A 22,090-nucleotide genomic window follows, 5' to 3' on the forward strand; every position below is an offset into this window, starting at 1 on the left:
CCTCGCCTTTGCCCTTGTAAGGTCTGTGCCCAGGCGGTGCCTATAGCGTACCACGGTCCGGTCGCTCTCCAGTTCCTCATCGGGAACATGTACACCCCGTAACATTCCCCCCGCAAGGGCAGCCGCTATCCGGCGCGAGTCGGTCACGTCATTTTTGGTGCGGTATCCCTTGTCGGTCTGGGGAACATCTGCGGCGTTGACCACAAGGCAGTCCATACCGGCATGGGCAAATGCCCGATGTGCCCAAAAACCGCTGAAACCGGTCTCGTAGGCCAAGCGGAAAATCGCATTTGGATAATTGGAAGAAAGATGGTTGATCAGCATGTAGGGATCGGCAGCCTGCTGAAACTTGCGGAGATACTGCTGGCCCATGAAGACAGTGACATTCCACTGCTTAAGGTGAACATCAATTCCAACATTGATCTGCTCTCCCGAAAAATCTGCAATTTGGTGTATATTTGACATTGGCTTTAGTTTAGAGTATAAAATTAATTCATTTATTGTAGCACTTTTGACTACTTCTCTAACTAAAGCCTATTAATTACATGGATACTTTTTTCGAGGAACGAGCAAAAAGATTGTAACGTAAAGCGCGACCCTCTTCAGGGGAACGCCCAAATGGTCTAAATAGGATTTTTAATCTAGCTAAGCTTATTCTACTGATTTTATGGGCGCTTTTACACGCTGTCCATTGTATCTTTAATTGGCTCCGAACAGGCCAACTTATGGATGCCATTCCCATCGTTAGCGCTCTTGAACACTCGGATGTTTTGGTTAGCGATTGCAGAGGAAATCCTTTTTTTGAGGAACGAACAAAAAGATTGGAACGTAAAGCGCGACCCTCTTTAGGGGAACGCCCAAAATGATCTAAAAACTGTGTAGATTTATTTAAGCTCAAGAATATTAATTATTTGGGCGCTTTTACACGCTGTCCCTAGTCCCGTGTTCGCCGTTAAAGATCGTCCAGCAAGCTTTCTAATTTCATGCTTTGAGAACCTTTTAATAGCACTAAATGGTTTTTGATCTGGTTTTTTTCTAAATAAGCTTTTGCCTCTATTGCGGTTAAAAAAAACAGTGCATTAAACTTATCTTTTAACAGACAGAATTTTGCACCTATAAAAATGGTAGTCGAAAAACGATAGTCGACAGCTTGCTTGGCAATTTTTTCGTGCGCTAATTCAGATGCATCCCCAAGTTCGAACATATCTCCTAAAATCGCCACTTTTTTATCGCCTTGCAGGGCTGATAAATTTTTCAGCGCAGCGTCCATACTGCTCGGATTTGCGTTGTAGAAATCGCAGATAACTTTGTTGTGACCCGTATCGCTCAACTGCGACCGATTGTTTTTCGGACTGTAGTTAGAAAGGCCTTTGCTTATTTCGTCGGTGCTTAAGTCAAAAAAGTCGCCGACGCAAATGGCTGCCAAAATATTTTCAAAGTTGTAGCTTCCTGTAAGTTGTGTGGTGGCGGATCCGTTTTCACTATGATTGGTCCAATCCACAGCTATAAACGGATCCGAACTTGTAAGCGTTCCTTGAATCGCATTTCCGGCGCCAGTTCCGTAATAAATTATTTTTTCTAAACCAGTTGTTACACTCATTTCCTTTAGTACCTCGCTATCTCTATTTAAGAAGATGTAACCATTGTTGTTTTTTAAATAGGTATAAAGCTCGGCTTTGCCTTTCTTAACCCCTTCAATTCCTCCAAAACCTTCTAAATGTGCTAAGCCGATGTTTGTAATCAGTCCATGGCTAGGCATGGCGATGGCGCTTAAAAAATCTATTTCTTTTTGATGGTTCGCGCCCATTTCTATCACCGCAATTTCATGTACTGAGGTGATGGATAAGATGGATAGTGGTACGCCGATGTGGTTGTTCAAATTGCCCTTTGTAGCAAAAGTTTTATATTTTTTTGCCAATACACTATGGATTAGTTCCTTGGTGGTTGTTTTGCCATTGCTTCCTGTGAGGCCAATTACAGGAATTTTTAGATGCTTTCGATACCTTCTTGCCAAATCTTGCAATGCTTCCAATGCATTTGGCACGAGTAATGTGCCTTCTAAATTCGAAAATTGATCATCGTCAATCACACAAAATTTCGCGCCCTTTTCCAAGGCTTCTGCTGCGAAAACATTTGCGTCGAAGTGTTCACCCTTTAGTGCAAAAAATAGGCAGCCAGGTAAAATGTGACGGGTGTCTGTGCAAACTATTGGATGTTGTAAAAAGATATCTAATAAGGCTGTGTTTTTCATTTTAGAAATTATGCCGTAAAATTAAGGTTTAGTGACAATAAAATCGCAAATTTACTACTTTAGAAAAAACTTCAATTATGAAACATCTAATTGCGCTCTGTTTTTGGATTGCTGCAGCAGCATTTTCTGTAAATGCACAAGTGGTAACACCTGATAAGTTCCTTGGTTATCCGCTGGGGAGTCATTTTACGCCGCATGCCCGAGTGGCGGCTTATTTTCGGCAGATCGCTGATGCGGCGCCAACAAAAGTGAAGCTGATAAACTATGGAGAAACGAACGAGGGTAGGCCATTGCTTATTGCAATTGTTTCTTCTGAAGGAAACGTGAACCGTTTGGAGGAAATTAGAACCAATAACTTAAAATTGGCAGATGCAAATGGGGCAAATGTAAATTTGGCTAGTCAGCCGGCTATAGTTTGGCTAAGCTATAACGTACACGGCAATGAGGCGAGTTCGACCGAAACAGCAATGAAAACTTTGTATGAACTTTGCAGTGGCAACAATGTAGAAGCAAACGGTTGGTTAAAGAATACAGTAGTTATTATCGATCCTTGTTTAAACCCTGATGGAAGAGACCGATATGTAAACTTTTTTAATAGCGTTGTTGGGGAAACACCCGATGCAAACCCGATGTCGCGAGAACATTTAGAGCCTTGGCCGGGAGGGCGACCAAATCATTATTATTTTGATTTGAACAGAGACTGGGCGTGGCAAACGCAAAAAGAAAGCAAAGCTCGATTGGCCATTTACCACCAATGGATGCCACAAATACATGTGGATTATCATGAACAAGGATACAACCAACCTTACTATTTTGCGCCCGCAGCAGAACCGGTACACCGAGACATCACCGATTTTCAGAAGAAATTCCAGGGAGTAGTGGGCAGAAACAATGCAAAGTATTTTGATCAACACGGCTGGAAGTATTTTACGAAAGAGGAATTCGACTTACTTTATCCTTCCTACGGCGATACTTACCCCCTATATAACGGCGCCATTGGCATGACTTACGAGCAGGGTGGAATTCGCGCAGGATTGGCTATTGTCACCAATGATGGAGATACGCTTACCTTGGCTGATAGGATTAGTCATCATTTTGCCACAGGAATGTCTACAGTAGAAATTGGATCAAAACATAGCGCAGAGCTGTTAGAAGCATTTAAAGCCTATTTTCAAAAAAATGTAACAAATCCTCCAGGCATTTATACAAGTTACATTGTGAAGGCAGATAACATATCGAGGTTGCAAAAAATGGCAGAATTGCTTAATAAGAACCGCATTAAATTCGCCTTTGGCGGAAATCAGACGGCGAAAGGATACAATTACAGCAAGCAGAGAGACGAGAATTTTTCTATCGAACGAAACGACCTTATAGTAAATTTACACCAGCCTTCGGCTGTTCTGGCCGACGTACTTTTGGAGCCAAAGACATTTGTGTCTGACAGCAACACCTACGACATCACCGCCTGGTCGCTTCCTTATGTGTATGGACTAAATGCCTATGCAAGCAAAGAAAACTTAAAAGGTTCATTCCCTGCGCTGGATTTAGGTTCGGATGCTACAATTAAATTAGAGGCCAATCAATCGCCATTGGCTTGGGCATTTGGTTGGGGTGGTACCGAAGACGCTAAATTATTGATTGCACTACAAAACGCGAACATTAGGGTAAGGCAAGCAGACGCGCCTTTTAGCATCGATAAAAATAACTATCCTGCCGGCACATTGTTGGTAATGCGTGCTGAAAATGAGCGACTCAATAAAAATCTAGTACAAATCATTACAAAAATCGTAAGTACGCAGCAGGTACCTTTTAAAACCATTAATACAGGTTTTGTAGATAAAGGAAAAGATTTCGGATCCAATGGATATCCACTTTTGACCTCACCAAAAACGGCTGTTGTTTTTGGTGATGATGTATCCTCTTTGGGTTTTGGAGAAGTTCTTTTTTACTTGGAACATGATTTAAAACTCCATCCGATGGTGATTTCTGTCCAGAACATTAATGCGCTAGACAATGATAAGGTAAATACGCTCATTCTTCCAAACGGCGATTATAAGGAGCATATAAAAGATGGGTTGGCAGCTTGGATTAAAAAAGGCGGACGATTGATTTTAATCGAAGAAGCCATCACAGGGTTTATTGGTAAAAAGGATTTTGAAATAAAAAAAATGGATACTACGACAACAAAGGCCAATAAAGAACCTTACGGATCATTCGCAAATAAAGACAAGGCTAATTTTGAACATGCGATTCCCGGTGCCATTTATAAAATTAATCTAGATGATACGCACCCCTTGTCTTATGGAATTGGCAACGCCTATTACGGTTTAAAGACCGACGACCTTGTGTATAAGCCATTTGAAAAGGGCTGGAATATTGGCCAACTAAACGCTAAAAGCTTGATGGCCGGGGTTGTAGGTAAAACGGTTAGGAAAAGTTTAAGCACAGGACTTTTAATTGGCAGTCAAGATTTAGGACGCGGCCAGGTCGTTTATCTCGCCACAGATCCTTTATTTAGAAATTTTTGGGAGGTTGGGAAAACGCTTTTTACCAATGTACTTTTTTGTACTTACTAATTTGCAAATAACGTTTATCGCATAATTATTCTTAGTCTAAATTCTACTTTTAACCGGTTTTTAACTTTTTATTTAATCAGATCCAGATGCTGAGTCTAAGTAAGATAAGTAGCGAATTTTTGGTTTGGCTTTAAACTTTGCCGGCTTAAAAAACATTTGGCTGTTTTTAAAAAAAGAACGGATTAATTTCCTTAAATTTTAATGGTCTAACTGCCTTATTTGCAAGAAATCTCGGTATAAAAGGCGCAGTGGATTATTCTTTTTTAGGCTTTTAAATAAATCTATCTCTACACATTCCATTAAGAAGTATTTTTTTTAGTCGATATACTTATTAATAAGTATTGTTTGGAGCGCTTTAAAGGCATAAAATGATTTCCGGCGCCTTGAAACGTTAAACGTTTTAACATTTTTAACGTTGTTTGTTAAAATATGTTAAATAATAAATATATCTTGCGCATTGTAACAATATCAACTAACTAACTAATTTATTTATTGTATGAAAAAACTTTTACAAAGTTTGTTCATCTTGTTGTTTGTGGCAGGTGCTGCGATGGCTCAAGATAGAACAGTAACTGGAACTGTAACTTCACAAGACGACGGACTTCCTATACCCGGCGCAACGGTGAAAGTGAGAGAAGTTCCCAATTTAGGCGTTCAAACTGGTTCAAACGGTAAATTTTCTTTTACGGTTCCTGCGAAAGCAAAAACGTTAATTATTTCCTTTTTAGGTTACGAATCTAAAGAATTGAGTATTCCTGCAAGCGGTGTTGTAAATGCAGTGCTTAACGCGAATGCAACGTCGCTGAACGAAGTGGTGATTACTGCCGGTGGTGTAGCTATTCAGCGTCGCCAACAAGGTAATCAGTCTACTACTGTAAAAGCAGAGGATTTGACACAAGGTAAGGCATTTAACGTTGCGAGTGCATTAACCGGAAAAGTTGCCGGTTTACAGGTAAATGCGGTGAGTAGTGGTATAAACCCTAACATCCGGTTGGTATTGCGTGGAAACAGATCTTTGCTTGGAAACAATCAAGCTTTAGTGGTCGTGGACAACGTCATAGTTCCAAGTAGTATTTTAGGAAATTTAAATCCTGAAGACATTGAAAACATTGAAGTATTGAATGGTGCCGGTGCTGCGGCACTGTATGGATCGGATGCATCTAACGGTGCATTAATTATTACGACTAAGAAAGGTCAACGTGGTAAATCCATCATTAACATAAGTCAAACAGTTAATGCAGAGCAGGTAAGCTTTTTGCCTCAGATACAGAAAAGATTTGGATCTGGAACAGGAAATGATGACATTCCTACCTATACACCATTTGAAAATCAACAATATGGCCCTGCTTTTGATGGGGTGGTTCGTCCAATTGGTAAACCATTGGCCGATGGTTCTATTCAATCCGTTCCCTATTCCTTTAATGGAAACGAAAACAAAAATTCTTTCTGGGAAACAGGTATTTCTAGCCAAACTGATTTTAGCGCTTCATCTGGGGATGACAAAGGAACTTATTACTTTTCGGGTCAATATTTTGATCAAGCAAGTACTGTACCTGGAGATAAGTTTAATCGGTTTAGCATGCGGATAAACGGAGAACGTAATTTGGGTAACAATGTAACGTTCAGTTTTAATGCGAACTATGTTCAAAACAGATACAATCAATCCTCTGCAATTTCCACTGCTTATGATAATGTGTTGCAATCACCTGGTGAAATTCCTTTAACTAGGTATAAAGACTATAAGAACGATCCTTTTTCTACTCCTGATGGATATTACAACGAATATTATCAAAATCCTTATTTCACGTTAGGAAACAATCGTAGCTTAACTCGGAATGATTATTTGACGGGAAACGCGCAGTTAAAGTGGTTTCCAATTAAAGAATTGTCTTTGTTAGTGAGAGCTAACCTTTCAACCAGAAATTTTTCAAGTAAGAATACGACAGATCGATTTAACTATTCAGACTACAGGTTAAATGAAACGTCTAACTTCTCGAACATTGTTGGTGGTGTGAGCGACTTTTCGGGTTTTACCACACAGGTTAATCCAGAATTTCAAGCCCAGTACATCAAAAAACTTAGTCAGGATTTCTCTTTAAACGTAATTTTAGGTGCAACGACTAGGCAAAATACTTACAAGGGAGTGAGTGTGGCCACAAACGGAGGTTTAGCCCTTCCTGGTTTCTTTAACATTAGCAATGGATTACAGAATCCTGGAGCCGGAGAAGCTAACTTTAAAGCGCGCCAAATTGGTGTTTATGCAGATGCGCGGTTAGGTTATAAGAACTACTTATATTTACACCTTACGGGTAGAAATGATTGGAGATCTATACTCTCTACTGATAATAGATCTTTCTTCTACCCTGCCGCCGATATTTCCTTCATCGCATCTGACGCAATTTCTTTCTTAAAAAACTCGAGGGTACTTGAGTCTTTGAAGCTAAGGGGTGGCGTATCTCAGGTGGGTAATGTAAATTTGGGTAACAGTACCAATTTTGGAGCTTACTCATTGCTTCCTACATTCGGCTCAGCGTATGGTTATCCATATGCGGGGATCGCAGGACAAACGTTAGGAAATCAAATTGTTGCTGCTAATATAAATCCAGAAATTACACTATCTTATGAAGGTGGATTTGATTTCTCGTTGTACAAATCTAGGGTAACTGGTAGTTTTACTTACTATCAATCCAATACAACGGACCAAACAGTGCCTGTAAGTGTAACTCCTTCTACAGGTTTTTCATCCTATTTAACCAATACTGGAAAAGTTAGCAATAAGGGTGTTGAAACAAGCTTACGTTTAGTTCCCTACAGAAGCATTACTTCTGGATTGGAAGTTTCCATTGGTGCCAATTATACCTATAACAATAATAAGGTACTGTCTATCAATGAAGGTCAGAAGCAACTAGGATTGTCTGGAACTACTACCCTTGGTGTTTATGCTGTGGAAGGTCAGCCTTTTCCGGTACTGAGAGGAACAGACTACAATCGTGATCCGCAGGGAAGAATCATCGTAGATCAAACTACTGGTTTCCCAAGTGTATCTACTGGAGTAATAACTTTAGGCAATACAGAACCTAAACACAGATTAGGTTTAGATGCAGCCGTAACTTTTAAAGGTTTCCGCTTATCTGGCTTATTCGAATATCGCGGTGGATTTGTGATGGCTCAAAATTCAGGAAGTTTTGACTTTTCAGGAGCGGGAATTAGAACAACCTATTTTAATCGTGAAAGATTTGTCGTACCGAATTCATCTTATTTAGATCCAGCGACTAATACGTATGTAGAAAACACAAACATTACCACTAGAACAGGTGGGGTAGATTTTTGGACCAATGGCCCTACAAACACGGGTGTAGCAACCAATTACACCTATTCTGCTGCATTTTGGAAATTGAGAGAATTGTCTTTAGGTTATGATTTGCCACAGTCTATACTCGGCAGTTTAAGGTATGTGAAAGCAGCTCGAGTTAGTGTTCAAGGTAGGAATCTATTTATCTGGACCCCTAAAACGAATATTTATACTGATCCTGAATATAGCGATGCAGGATCTGAGAGCAATGGAGTAGGCATCACGTCTTTAGGCCAAACCCCTCCTGCTCGTTTTTACGGGGCTACTTTATCATTAACTTTTTAATACACACTGAATATGAAAAAGATTTTTAATATTTTATTAATAGCGACTATTGCGATGGGATTTACCTCTTGCAAAAAGTTTCTTGACGTAAACCAAAACCCAAACAGCTCAACATCATCTTCGCCAGGCTTAGTTTTGCCCCAAGCGATTGTGGGTTCGGCTTCGATTTCAAACTCCTACAATAGCGCATATTTTTTTCCTGGAGGATTTGCAGCCAATATTTTTGGGGTCGGTGGTTACGGCGCCGGAGTTACCTATGCTTATACAGCAAGTAATTTTACCGGTCTATTTACCTCCGTTTACGACAATGCGACGGATTACCAATATGTAATAGACAACACCTCAACAACTCCTGCATTAGCTTATTCCACTGCAATTGCAAGAATTATGAAAGCTTTTATGTTTTCTAAATTGGTGGATCAATACAATGATGTTCCGTACTCTGAAGCTTTGAAAGGAAACGCAAATTTAACGCCTAAATACGATAAAGCTGAAGACATCTATAAAGATTTGGTTTCTCAATTGTCTTTATCTATCAAGAGCATTACCGAAGCACAGGCAAACGTTGCAACCAATAAGGTTATAGCGAGTACTGATCCGTTGTATAAAGGAGACATGGACAGATGGAAACGTTTTGCAAATACGATAAAGCTAAGACTATTAATTAAGATGGCGGGTGTGCCCGCGCTTAGTGCCTATGCGACTACCGAGTTTGCCGCTTTAGATCAAGGTGTTGGTTTTATTGCAAGTGATGCGTTGGTTCAACCTGGATATGTAAAAGAAGCTGGAAAGCAAAATCCGAATTATGGCTCACTAGCCTTTAATACAGATAATACGCGTGCTCAATCGCAGGCAGTGCCTACTACGTGGATTTTGACGTTCTATAATGGATCAAAATTAACGGACGATGGCCGTGGTTCCGTTACGTACAATGGTTTTCCAAATGTCGCATCAAATCAGTTGGGAGAGGAAAACACCACCAGTTCGCAAGTTCCACCTAATGGGTCTACCTCTTGGTTTACAGGGGTCGACGCAAATACCCCTGGTTTGGGAGTAGCAAAAGGTCCACAACAAGGTCAACCAATTATGCTTGCATCAGAAAGTTACTTCCTACAAGCCGAAGCGGTTGCTAGAGGTTACTTTGCAGGCAATGCTAAAGGAAGCTTTGTAGCTGGTGTCACAGCTTCGTTCAATTATTTATATGAAAATCAGAGTAACGTGGTAGATCCGAGTAAAGATGTCGCAGGTGATGTGACTACTTATTTTGCTGATAACGTGGGAAGCCCTTTGGCTAATTTTGATTTGGCACTAACAGTAAATCAAAAGATTGAGGCCATTATTACACAGAAATACATTGCTATGAACGTTATAAATGCGGACGAAGCTTTTAATGAGTTTAAACGGACTGGCTATCCAACAATTTCAAACGGGTCATCATCGGCAACTGCGACATTTGCTTCAAAACAATCTTCGTCAACTAGGCCAGATAAGTTAATTGGGAGGGTACTGTATCCGCAACAGGAGTATAATTTAAACTCGGCTAATGTTCCAGCCGGGGTTACACTATTTGGTTCACGTATTTTCTGGGACTTAAATTAATAAAAAAATGAAAAAAAATATTTTAAAATTCATAGCACTTTCACTTGTTGTAACTTCGTTTACTTCCTGTTTGAAAGACAATAGCTTGGTGTTAGATCCCGCAAAGGGACATAACGTAATAGAGTTTGCGAACCCTGGACAAATTGTCACAAATGGAACTCCACATCCGCTTTATTCATTTTCCTATCAATCAACAGCAACACCTTCACTTCCTATTACGGTGAGTTATTCTGGTCCTGAAGCGACAGCCCCTCAAGACATTACCGTAAAATTCGGGGTTGCAGATACTTCCACTATTGGCGAATACAATAGGGCTACGGATGGTGGCTACGTTCCTTTAAACGCAGCCGCATTTACGCTTTCCGCAAATGAAGTGGTAATCAAAGCTGGAACTAGTAAAGCAACATTCAATGTGTTGTTAAAACCTTCTGCATTTAACTTTAATAAATCTGAAGTTCTAGGCCTTACTATAACCTCTGCTTCTCCGGGGATTGTTAGCGGAAATTTCAATACCATTTTATTGAATGTGAGTGCTAAAAATCAATATGATGGACAATATACCATCACTGCAACAGCTCCAATGACAGATGCCACTAACCCAGCATTAAAAGGTTTTTATCCAATGGATAAAATGTCATTAATTACCACCGGCCCCAATTCAGTAGCGATGTATGATAGTCACCCGTATTTTAGCGCTAATTTTTATCATCCTATTGCGAATGGTTCAGCGGTAAGTGCATATGGCTCTTTCAGTCCTATTTTTACTATGGATGCGAGCGGTAACGTTATCAGTGTTACAAATTATTACGGACAACCTGCATCGAACGGCAGGTCTGGGAAGATTAATCCTTCCGGAGTTAATAAATTTACTGTTTCGGGAACTACTAAAACTCTAGAAGTGAGTTATTATATGCTCCAGCCGGGAACAACCATTAGAACTTCGTTCTACGAAAAATGGGTGTTCACTGGGAATAGACCTTAGTTCTTCTTATTAAATTTAATGAAATCCCCACTTTTAAGGTGGGGATTTTTTTGTTTTATGCAAATGACATTTTTCTTATTAATAGTTTTATATTTACTGTCAAGTAAGTTTTTTTAATTGAATCCATCAAAATCTAATTTCATGAAAAACACAAATTTCCTTAAAATAATTTGGTGTCTTTGCTTGTTCAATATTACTGAAAGTGTTGCTCAAGCTCAAAAAACAGCTGATTTAGCCGATCAAACTCGAGTAACTTATACGGTTAACGATGCAAAAAAACTAAATGGGCCATATACCATTACCAAAGGTGGTGGAGATAAGGTTTATCTAAGAGGGTCTTATAAAGATGGCGAACGAGTTGGAAATTGGTATGCTTTTAACGATGATGGAAATGTGTTTTTACGCTACAATTACGATCAGAAAAAGTTAGTGTATTTAGATACGACGAGCATCAATCGGCTTATGGTAGAAGTGCTTACTAAAAATGAGGATAAGACTAAAGCTGTAATACCTGTTCCTATTGCCTCAATAGACGAATATGTCTCTTTATTAGGAACGGAAGTTAAAAGACAGCTTTTAGCCGAAAATAAAAATGCTGAAGGGACGTTAGATGTAGAATTGGTTTCTATAATAGATGCTGAAGGCAATCCAAAATATGAAGCAAGATATACAACTCAGGGCATCGCTGTGACGAAAAGACTGGTTATTTCGGAGAAATATTTCGATCTGGACTGGATTCCTGCGAATTTTGCCGATAAGAATCTTCCTTCCATTTTTATTGTAAAGGCGAGAATTAACTTTGATGAAACTGATCCCGGTAAACAACGTTTTATTTGGGCATATTAATGCCGTTTCGTGTAAATAGAATGAGTTCGTTATTTCAATAGGTTAATTTTGGTCTCTCTTATTGATGCTTTTTTAAGAACACATAAATTTCCAAAAGAAAGTGTCTTTTAAAACAATTGGTGCAGTTTTTTTATCTAAAATTGTTTTATTGTATAACCGTTTCGTAGAAAACTTCATAAGAACTTCATAATCTAAAAAGTTAGAACATTTACATTTAGGCGCTGAATGTAATTTCAGTCCACTAACTTATTTATTTTTATGAAAAAACTTTTGCAAAGTTTGTTCATCTTGCTATTTGTAGCTGGCGCTGCCGTGGCTCAAGATAGAACAATCACCGGAAATGTTACCTCTAGTGATGATAATCTACCAATTCCTGGAGTAAGCATAAAGGTGATCAATACTAAAATTGGAGCCGTAACAGATGCGAATGGATTTTACTCCATTAAAGTACCTAATGCTTCCAGCTCTTTAATTTTCTCCTTTATCGGTTACCAGCAACAAACGGTCGCTACATCAGGAAAAACCAATTTAAATGTAACGCTTCGTTTGGATACTAAGCAACTCACTGAAGTTGTTGTTACCGCCAATGGGATTAAAAGAGAAAAAAGAACTTTAGGATATTCGGCGCCAACGGTAAGTAATTCAGAGTTAACTGAAGGAGGTAGCCCAAGCGTTCTTACTTCTTTGACTGGTAGGTTGCTGGCGTAAACATTACCTCAACCTCTGGCACTCCAGGCGGTTCTAGTAGGATTGTATTGCGTGGCGGTTCATCCATATCCGGAAGCAATCAAGCGCTAATAGTTGTTGACGGTCTTCCAGTAGACAACTCTAGTATTATTGGCGGTGGCAGTTTAACAGCGGTTGACTATGGCAATAGAGGCAATGACATTGATCCAAACGATGTGGCTTCCATTACTGTATTGAAAGGTCCTGCGGCTGCAGCCCTTTATGGGTCAAGAGCATCAAACGGTGCCATTATGATTACCACTAAATCTGGAGCAAACCGCTCTAAAAAAACCGAAATAACCCTAAATTCTACGAATACATTTTCGGCTATCTTGAAGGTTCCTGATTGGCAGAATGAGTATGGTCAAGGATATTTGCAGTCCTCAAGCGACCGATCTACAGCCGAATATACTACCGGAATAGATGATGGTAGCGATAACTTTAGTTGGGGCGGTCCGTTTACAGGAAAAACCGAACCATGGGGTCAAACCATAAATGGGGTTGTTCAGCATAAACCCTACGCTGCCTTGCCTAATAATATAAAGGATTTTTTTAACACAGGTTTCGCCACGGCTAATAATGCGGGCATCTCATCAGGCAATGACAAGAGTAGCTTTTATTTGTCCTTAAACTCTTTAAATTCAAATGGAATTTTTCCCGGTGATAAAGACACTTATGATAAATATGGCGTTAGGTTTAACGGAAAAACTATTTTAGCCAATAATTTTACTGCAGGAGTTTCTTTTGATTACAGTAAAATTATGTCGAATAATATTGCAGGTGGTCAAGGAGGAAATGGAGTTTGGATAAATTTGTTACAAACCCCAAGAGACATTCCAATCGACAAAGCAGGCGACTTAAAAAATCCTTATAACGCATACGGATTTACAGATGGCAAAGGTGTTGTAAGAAGTAATCAGTACGGATTTTACAATGCTTTTGCACCCAACCCTTATTTTATCATTCAAAATTATTCCAACCTGGATGATGTTAATCGCATAACAGGTAATTTTAATCTCGAATATAAACCTCTTCAATGGTTGAGCATCGTAGAACGGGTAGGAATCGACTCATATTCTGATAGAAGAAGGGAAATTGCACCCAAATTTAACTTTAGCGCCGCCGATGACTCTGACAATAGCACACTTTGGACCGGTGCGGGCAATGTAACGAACAACGGCTCCTACGAGATAGATCAATACAATATAAATGAAGTTGTTCATGACTTAATGGTTACAGCAACCCATAAGTTTACCGAAGATATTCAAGGATCACTTTTGTTAGGGAATAACATCAGACAACGGTCTACTACCTCATCACTTACGAGTACCAATACTAGTGGAGGGTTAATCGTTCCTGGTTTATATAACCTTCAAAACAGCAATGGGCCATTAGCTTCATTATTGGATCAAATTGCAATTAGGAGGTTGGTAGGGTTTTATGCGGATGCAAATCTTTCCTATAAAAACTATTTGTTTTTAGAAGGCACCGTTAGAAATGATCGTTCTTCCACATTGCCTTTAACTAGTTATTCCTACTGGTATCCAAGCGTTAGTGGTTCTTTTGTGTTTAGCGAACTGCTTAAGAAATCGGCCATTGCGAATGTGTTAAGTTATGGCAAAATACGGTCAAGTTATGCGCAAGTAGGTAACGATACAGATCCTTACCGTTTGTTAACCACTTACAATGCAACGGCAGTTAATTCAAATTTTGGCTCTACTTTATTTCCATTCGGAAGCGTTTCTGCGCTACAGGTTGGCTCAACACTTGGAAACAACAAACTAAAGCCTGAGCAAACGAGTTCATTCGAGGTTGGTACTGAGTTGGCTTTTTTTAATAGCAGGTTATCGTTTGATTTCAGTTATTATGCCAATAAGTCAAAAAATCAAATCCTTTCAATTCCAATTCCCAACTCAACCGGCTATGGTTTTAATACAATTAATGCTGGTGAGGTTCAGAATAAAGGAATTGAGTTATCCATTAGCGGAACGCCGATTAAAACAAGTTATGGGCTAAGTTGGGATCTTTTTGGCACTTTTACCAAGAACAATAATGAGGTAATTAGCTTGCTCGATGGCGTATCTCAAGTCTCGATCGGTGGTTTTGGTGGTATGGGCATAGTTGCTGCGAAGGGATATCCTTACGGCGAATTTTACGGCGTTACAAATTCTAAAGATGCACAGGGAAGAACAATCATAAATAAAGATACCGGTTTACCAGTGCTTACGAGCAAGCCGGAATACTTAGGTTCTTATAATCCTAAATATATGGCCTCTCTAGGTACAAGTATAAAATTTAAAGGTTTTGATGTAGCTGTTTTGTTTGATCTGAAACATGGTGGCGTTCTTTACTCCGAAACTAAGCAAATAACTGATTTTGTAGGTACTGCTGCGGAAACCGGCGGAGCACGGGTTGGTCAAGTTTTCCCTAATTCTGTTTACTTAGATGCTTCTGGTAAGAGTGTTCCAAATACAAATATCTTCTATTCGAAGTACGACTACTTTACGGCAGAAAACTCACCGGGGCAAGAGGTAATTGACGCTTCATACGTTAAGTTGCGCAGCGCAAGCATAGCCTATTCATTCAAAAAGTCACAATTGAATAAACTTCCATTTGGGGCCATAACAGTAGGTTTATTTGGAAACAACTTATTTTTATGGACTCCCAAAGCAAATAAATACGTAGATCCTGAGGTAAACTCGAGTGGTTCTGGAAATGAGCAAGGCTTGGATTTTGCAGCGAACCCATCAGTTCGCAACTATGGTTTTAACCTTAAAGTTTCATTCTAAATAGTAGTTATCATTATGAAAAGAAAAAATAGATTGAATTTGAAGCATGTCTTTTTTACAGCGCTCTTCACTGCCGCACTTTTTTCAGGTTGTAAAAAGTATCTAGATGTTAATCAAAACCCGAATAGTCCTGACAACGCAAAACCTGAGCTACTTTTACCTACTGTGGAAACAGGTATCAGTCAGGTAATAGGTAATTCATTTCAGGTATTTGGTAACATTTGGGCCCAATATTGGACTCAAAATCCTAATTCTTCACAATACAAAACCATTGATCAGTACAATCCGGTAAATACCGATTTTAATGGCGCATGGCTTAACCTCTATCGAGTTACGCTGGTCAATGCCGATTTGATAACCAAAAGCCAAGGCCCGCAGCTTGAGTACATTAAAGGCATCGCTTACGTAATGAAAGCTTACGCTTATCAGGTGGCGACAGATGCTTTTGGCGATGTTCCCGTTACCCAAGCCCTACAAGCAGACGTTTATGGAAATCCAAAATATGATTCACAGGAAGTAGTTTATGACAGCGTATTTGTAAACATTAACAAAGGACTGGCTTTAATCAATACGGCTAATTCGACATCTCCTGGCGGACAGGATATGATTTTTCAAGGAAATATGGATAATTGGAAAGCATTCGCAAATACGCTCAAATTGCGAGCCTATCTACGTTTGGCAAAGTCAGACCCTGCAAAAGCACAGGCTGGTGTCGCCGCGTTGTATGCGAGCAACCCTAGTTTTCTAACAGTCGATGCGACAATAAAATACACCTCTACTGGAGGTAATGAAAACCCTTTGTATAATGAGATTGCAAGTCCAATATTAAATAAAACTCAAAATGCGGTTGCTAGCTCGACTATTGTAAATGCATTTACGGCAAATAGCGATCCTCGCCTGAATAAGTTTTTTGACATATTGGTTGATAAATCAGCTCCACAAGATACACTCACCTCTATTCCGCAAGGAAGCTATTTGAAGAACACCGGTAAAAAAGTGTCTCCTCCATCTGCTTTAGTTGGAGGCAACGCTACTAATCCGACCTCGGCAACTGCGCCTGTTAAATTGATATCAGCTTCGGAAAGCTATTTCTTACAGGCCGAAGCTGTTGCAAGAGGGTGGGCTGCCGGAAATGTGGTAAGTCTTTATCAAAATGGAATTACTGCGAGTTTTGTGGCAACAGGTGCAGGCGATCCTACAACTTATATTGCTACGTCTCCTGCAGGATTGCCTGCCTTGGCAGCTGCAAAAACTGTTGAGGATAAGATTAAAGCGATCATCACCCAAAAATATTTTGCGATGTGTGGTTTTCAGGGTTTCGAAGCGTGGACAGAATGGAGAAGAACGGGCTATCCTACATTCTTTGTTCCTTCTGTAGCCTCTGTAATTGGCGCTGGAAAAATGCCATTGCGTATGTTATATCCTAATTCCGAAGCCACAACAAATACAAATTACCCAGGTTCTGTACTGATTAATGTGCCAGTGGGCTGGGATAAATAGAAAGATTTTAAAGTTAAAGCAAAGGCTGCGCTGGTTTTCCCGCGCAGCCTTTTTACTTTTCGTTGGGTTTTTGTTTATCTTCCTTGATAGGCATTCAGCATTTATATGGGATTGACCAGTGTGTCGGCGCGATGTGCATCAAACCTTATAAATTGTATACCTAACTTTGACTGGAATAATTAATGGATGAGTCGTTTTTTGGTTAACTTTTAAGGGAATTACCTCTTAAGCCATGTAAACATCTAATGGGGTGAGTTGCATTGTTTTAATAGAATTGTTCTATTTAATTTGATTTGGAAGCTATTAAAATTCACATAGTTATAATTTCACTATAAAATCATTCAATAAAAAGTATAAATACTTGTTGCAATCTGTCAAATACGGACATTCTAAGTTTAAATGTTACAGTGATGACCTATAAAATGGAATTTGAAGATTTTGAATTTTATCTAGCCTATTTTTAACTCTTTTTAACAATTGTTACACAATATCTATTAATTTATTTCAGAGAAATATTACATTAGCGCTTTATTAAAGTACAAAAAACTAATCTATTATTTCATGAGAAAACTTTTACACAGTTTGTTCGTCTTATTGTTTCTTGCCCTATCGGCAAATGCGCAAGATAGAACCATTACCGGAAAGGTAACCGGCGACAGTGATGGTTTACCAATCCCAGGTGTTACCGTTAAAATTGCAGGGGTAGCGGGCGGGGCCATCACAGATGCAAATGGACAATATGCGATAAGCGTTACATCCAACGCAAAAACAATACAATTTAGTTCAATAGGATACATCAGTAAGACAGTTACCATTGGTTCATTAAATTTGGTAAATGTTGTATTGCAAACCGATGCTAACGCTTTACAAGATGTGTTGGTAGTAGGTTACGGCACCGCGAAAAAAGAGTCTTTTACGGGTTCTGCGTCTGTTGTAAAAAGCGATGTATTAGAAAATAGACCTGTTTCCTCATTTGATAAGGCATTACAAGGTGCTGCGGCGGGGGTTACTGTTACCTCAACTTCTGGTCAACCAGGGGCATCTAGTGAAGTGCGCATTAGGGGTATTGGTTCTATCTCAGCAAGTGCAACACCTCTATATGTAATAGATGGAATTCCTATACAGTCTGGAGATTTTAGCCAGATAGCCACTACCTCGGACATTCTATCCTCAATCAATCCAGATGACATTGCTTCTGTAACAATCTTGAAAGATGCTTCTGCAGCTTCAATTTACGGTTCGCGTGCAGCGAATGGCGTCATTCTAATCACCACAAAAAAGGGTAGAAATGGAAAAACGAAATTCAATTTGACGATGAACGGAGGCAACTCATACATTGCTACAGATAAGCCGGCCTCATTAGATGCAAGTCAATATTTCAAAGTATATTTTGATTACTATTACAATCAGAACATTGCAGCAGGGAATACGCCTGACCTCGCGGCTACTAAAGCAGATGCCTCTGCCATAAAGATATTAGCTGTTAATCCTTACAATACAACTACGCCATATGGTGCTGGTGGAACCCTAAATTCTGGTGCAGCCCTTTATTATGATACAAATTGGAGAGATGCAGTGACCAATACTGGGGTGACAAAAAACGTAAATTTATCCGCTCAAGGTGGAAACGATGCGACTAAGTTCTTTTTATCTGGCGGTTATTTTGACCAAAAGGGTATAATTTTAGCGTCTAACTTTAAGCGCTACTCAGGAAAGATCAACCTTTCTAATCAAGTAAATAAGGCCATTAGCGTAGGTGTTAATACCACCTTATCTTATACCGATCAAAATACACCGGCAGGTGCTACAGGCGCAGCGAATCCTGTACGATTTGGGGATGTTGTTTCTAACATTTATTCTTTGTACGTTAGAGATGCAAATGGCGTTCCTATAAAGGATGCCACTGGTGCGCTGGTTTATAATTATAAAAATCCTATCTCTCAAGATTTTAATCCGGTTGGCCTTGCCCTTGCGGATCAGTACAACACCATTACCACCAGAGCAATTTTAAACCCTTACGTGGAGGTAAAGTTTCTAAAGGATTTTGTTTTTAAGACAAACGAGGCGGTTGATTACATAAATAACCGAGAAAGACAGTTTTACAATAGAGATCATGGAAATGGGGCTGCTCCTGCGGGGAGAGCAGATAGATATACCGTGCAAGACATTACGGTAACCTTCCAAAATACCTTAACTTATAACAAAACCTTTGGCCTACACGCCTTAACCGTATTATTGGGTCAAGAAGCTTATAGAAGCAAATACGATAACGTTTTCGCCGAGGTCACAGGCTTTCCATTTGCGGGTGCAGAAGAATTAGTTGCGGGTAGTATTCCAGGTGCTCCAAGTTCCTATTACACACAAAAGCGACTAGAATCTTATTTTACAAGAGCAAACTATAGCTATAACAATAAATATTTTTTCGAAGGAAGTTTTAGGAGAGATGGTTCTAGTGTTTTCGGTGCTGACAATAGATATGGTAACTTCTATGCTGTAGGTGGAGCTTGGAGATTAAGCCAGGAAGATTTTATCAAGAATATAGATTGGATAAATGAGTTAAAGTTAAGGGCAAGTTATGGTACTTCTGGTAACGACCAGATTGGCAGATATGCTGCACAAGGATTATATGCCTTGGGCAACAATTATGAAGGTTCTTCTGGCATAACTTATAACAATTTGGCAAACCCAGCACTTAGATGGGAACAAAACAATCAATTTGATGCTGGTTTGGAATTTAGTGTTTTGAAAAACAGAATAAGTGGAGAAGTCTCTTTCTATAATAGAAAAGCTGATGGCTTGCTTTATCAAAAGCCGCTTTCTTTTACAACTGGTTTTCAAACAGTTACCACCAACTTGGCTTCGGTTAAAAACACAGGTGTGGACTTATTGTTAAATGGGAACGCGGTGCAAACCAATAACTTTAGGTGGGATGTCTCCTTGAATGCAGGAACGAGTAAGAACAAAATTTTAAAATTAGCAGGTAATGATGTGGTTAACGGTTCTAAGCGACTGAAAGTTGGGTCTGATATCTATCAATTTTACCTACGGGAGTATGCTGGAGTAGATCCTGCAAACGGTCAGCCATTGTGGTATATTGATGAAGTGGACGCAACTGGAGCCGCTACAGGAAAGAAAATTACCACAAATAATTATAGTGCTGCTACTAGATACGACAGCGGTTCTGCCTTACCTAAATTTACAGGAGGATTAACCAATATATTTAAGTATAAGGATTTTGATTTTACTGCGTTTTTATTCTTTAGTTCTGGAGGTAAAATTTATGATGATTTATTATCTACGCTAAGCCATGCTGGCAGAACAAATGGAACTCAGCTTTCTACCAGTATCTTTGATTCTTGGACTCCAACAAACACAAATACGGGTGTTCCTAGATTTCGACCTTCCAATCCAGATCAAGGCAATAGTCAGTCTACCCGTTTCTTATACGATGGATCTTACATTAGGATGAAGAACCTTACCTTGGGATACAATCTGAACAAGAATTGGGCAGAGAAAGTAAAATTGGCGAATGCAAGGATCTTTATCTCTGCTGAAAATGCCTTTACGCTTTCTAAACACCACGGTATGGATCCGGAGGTTTCATTATCTGGAGTTCCGAACGGAGACATTCCGAATGTAAAGACTTTTTCTTTGGGCTTAAACGTAGGATTTTAAAATTACAGACATGAAAAACATAACTAAAATAAATTACAAAGTTCTCGTTGCTATTTTAGCACTAGGTCTGGTATTTGCAGGTTGTAAGAAGAGCTTTTTGGACTTAAAGCCAAATGATTCTATAAGCAATACCGATGCTTTTACTAGCGAAGCGAAACTTCAGGCCGCCATGACAGGTATATATGATTTGCTTACCAACAATAGCTACAGCTATAACATCATAATGAATGGTGACGTGAAAGGCGAAGATGTATTTCCAAACTCTACTGGTAACTACAATCGCTTTGTAGCAGGCTACCAATATATCCAAAGCGTTAATGATGTTGAGTTACAAGCACATTGGTCTCAAGGTTACAAAATCGTGGCAAACTGTAATCAATTGATCGAAAATGCACCGACTGCTCCGGTTGCTGACGCTGTTAAAGCCCGCTATATAGCAGAGGCAACGGCTGTTAGGGCTTATGTGCACTTCCAACTCGTTCAAGAATTTGGCGCAAAATCTTATGCTTTAGATCCTGAAGCGTTAGGTGTACCTATTGTGGAAAAATCTATCGGTCCTGATGATCAATTTCCGGCTAGAGACAAAGTGAAAGATGTGTATGCTTTCATTCTAAAAGATTTGGCTGCTGCTGAGGCTAATTTTCCAGCAAGTGCGAGCGATGTGTACAAAATTAGTTTAAGCGCAATCCAGGGCATAGAAGCTCGCGTCTACTTGGCAAAGGGCGATTGGGCTAATGCGAGCCTAAAAGCTAAAGCTGCCATAACTAGCCACCCTTTAGGTTCTGCAGCGTCGCTGCTAGAAGGTTTTAGGGCACCAACTTCTGAATGGATTTGGGGATTGAGCAGCACTCCAAACGATAACGAATTCTACCTCGAAGTCCAGTCCTTCTATGACCCGTATGATAGAGGGTACTCTAGTTTTAGAACAACAAGTGACTTTTTTAACCTATTTGCGAATAACGACTTCAGAAAAAACCAATTTAGAATTCCTGCCGATGTAGGTGGCGACCCAACTACTGGAGATTATCAAATTTTAGGCGATGGTTATACGGTCAGCAAATTTGTATTTGATGGTTCAGGCGGTAATGACCAAATATTGATTCGTTCTTCTGAAATGGTTTTAATAGACGCTGAAGCACAGGCAAGGTTGGGCAATACATCCGCTGCGACAACTGCTTTATTGATGATTCAAAAAAGAGCTATCCCAACAGCAGTTGCATCAGCCAATACTGGTGATGCACTTATTGCGGAGATTTTGTTGGAGCGCAGAAAAGAACTTTTTGGAGAAGGACAAAGATATTACGATATCTTGCGGACCAAGCAGTCTCTAAATAGAACGAGCAGTTCCCATTGGAGTAAAATAACAATTCCTGCAGGAGATAAGAGGTTTGCATTGCCAATTCCTCAAGCAGAAATTGATGCAAATCCGAAAATAGTTCAAAACCCGATTTAAACTATTTTTAATAAATAAAAAAAGGGTTTCGGGTGTACCGAAGCCCTTTTTTAATT

Annotated in this window: 12 protein-coding genes; 10 read left to right on the forward strand and 2 right to left on the reverse strand. The window is 39.5% G+C overall.

What is annotated here, in order from left to right; all coding sequences use genetic code 11:
• The coding region (locus ACVWYG_RS15620; protein ID WP_457271348.1) for an IS110 family transposase at positions 1-465 on the reverse strand (465 nt) is incomplete at its 3' end.
• Positions 466-952: 487 nt separating this feature from the next.
• Entirely contained in the window at positions 953-2,251 is a 1,299-nt protein-coding gene (locus tag ACVWYG_RS15625) for a UDP-N-acetylmuramoyl-tripeptide--D-alanyl-D-alanine ligase (protein ID WP_457271350.1), read from the reverse strand.
• A 77-nt stretch (positions 2,252-2,328) separates the two neighbouring features.
• On the opposite strand from ACVWYG_RS15625, the gene ACVWYG_RS15630 reads away from it, so the two are divergent.
• The 10 genes from ACVWYG_RS15630 to ACVWYG_RS15675 all read left to right on the forward strand — a co-directional run bounded on the left by ACVWYG_RS15630 (position 2,329) and on the right by ACVWYG_RS15675 (position 22,034).
• Positions 2,329-4,827, forward strand: coding sequence for a M14 metallopeptidase family protein (locus ACVWYG_RS15630; RefSeq protein WP_457271352.1), 2,499 nt, complete (start codon positions 2,329-2,331; stop codon positions 4,825-4,827).
• Positions 4,828-5,323: 496 nt separating this feature from the next.
• A complete protein-coding gene (locus tag ACVWYG_RS15635) occupies positions 5,324-8,464 on the forward strand; it encodes a SusC/RagA family TonB-linked outer membrane protein (RefSeq protein ID WP_457271354.1) in 3,141 nt (1,046 codons plus the stop codon).
• Positions 8,465-8,476: 12 nt separating this feature from the next.
• Positions 8,477-10,063: a SusD/RagB family nutrient-binding outer membrane lipoprotein gene (locus ACVWYG_RS15640; protein ID WP_457271356.1), complete on the forward strand. Its 1,587-nt coding sequence runs from the start codon at positions 8,477-8,479 to the stop codon at positions 10,061-10,063.
• Between the two features lie 7 nt (positions 10,064-10,070).
• Entirely contained in the window at positions 10,071-11,045 is a 975-nt protein-coding gene (locus ACVWYG_RS15645) for a DUF1735 domain-containing protein (protein ID WP_457271358.1), read from the forward strand.
• 141 nt (positions 11,046-11,186) lie between these two features.
• Positions 11,187-11,891 carry a hypothetical protein gene (locus tag ACVWYG_RS15650; protein WP_457271360.1) on the forward strand — a complete coding sequence of 235 codons (705 nt, stop codon included), beginning with the start codon at positions 11,187-11,189 and terminating at the stop codon, positions 11,889-11,891.
• Between the two features lie 258 nt (positions 11,892-12,149).
• Positions 12,150-12,599 carry a carboxypeptidase-like regulatory domain-containing protein gene (locus tag ACVWYG_RS15655; RefSeq protein WP_457271362.1) on the forward strand — a complete coding sequence of 150 codons (450 nt, stop codon included), beginning with the start codon at positions 12,150-12,152 and terminating at the stop codon, positions 12,597-12,599.
• Positions 12,600-12,646: 47 nt separating this feature from the next.
• Positions 12,647-15,406 carry a SusC/RagA family TonB-linked outer membrane protein gene (locus ACVWYG_RS15660; RefSeq protein WP_457271364.1) on the forward strand — a complete coding sequence of 920 codons (2,760 nt, stop codon included), beginning with the start codon at positions 12,647-12,649 and terminating at the stop codon, positions 15,404-15,406.
• Between the two features lie 15 nt (positions 15,407-15,421).
• The gene (locus ACVWYG_RS15665) at positions 15,422-16,906 is read left to right on the forward strand and encodes a SusD/RagB family nutrient-binding outer membrane lipoprotein (protein WP_457271366.1); all 1,485 of its coding nucleotides are present in this window, start codon (positions 15,422-15,424) and stop codon (positions 16,904-16,906) included.
• A gap of 561 nt (positions 16,907-17,467) precedes the next feature.
• Positions 17,468-20,581 carry a SusC/RagA family TonB-linked outer membrane protein gene (locus ACVWYG_RS15670; RefSeq protein WP_457271368.1) on the forward strand — a complete coding sequence of 1,038 codons (3,114 nt, stop codon included), beginning with the start codon at positions 17,468-17,470 and terminating at the stop codon, positions 20,579-20,581.
• 10 nt (positions 20,582-20,591) lie between these two features.
• Positions 20,592-22,034, forward strand: a complete 1,443-nt coding sequence (locus ACVWYG_RS15675) for a RagB/SusD family nutrient uptake outer membrane protein (protein WP_457271370.1) — start codon at positions 20,592-20,594, stop codon at positions 22,032-22,034.
• The last annotated feature ends 56 nt before the right edge of the window (positions 22,035-22,090 follow it).

Source organism: Pedobacter sp. UYEF25, from assembly GCF_054061655.1.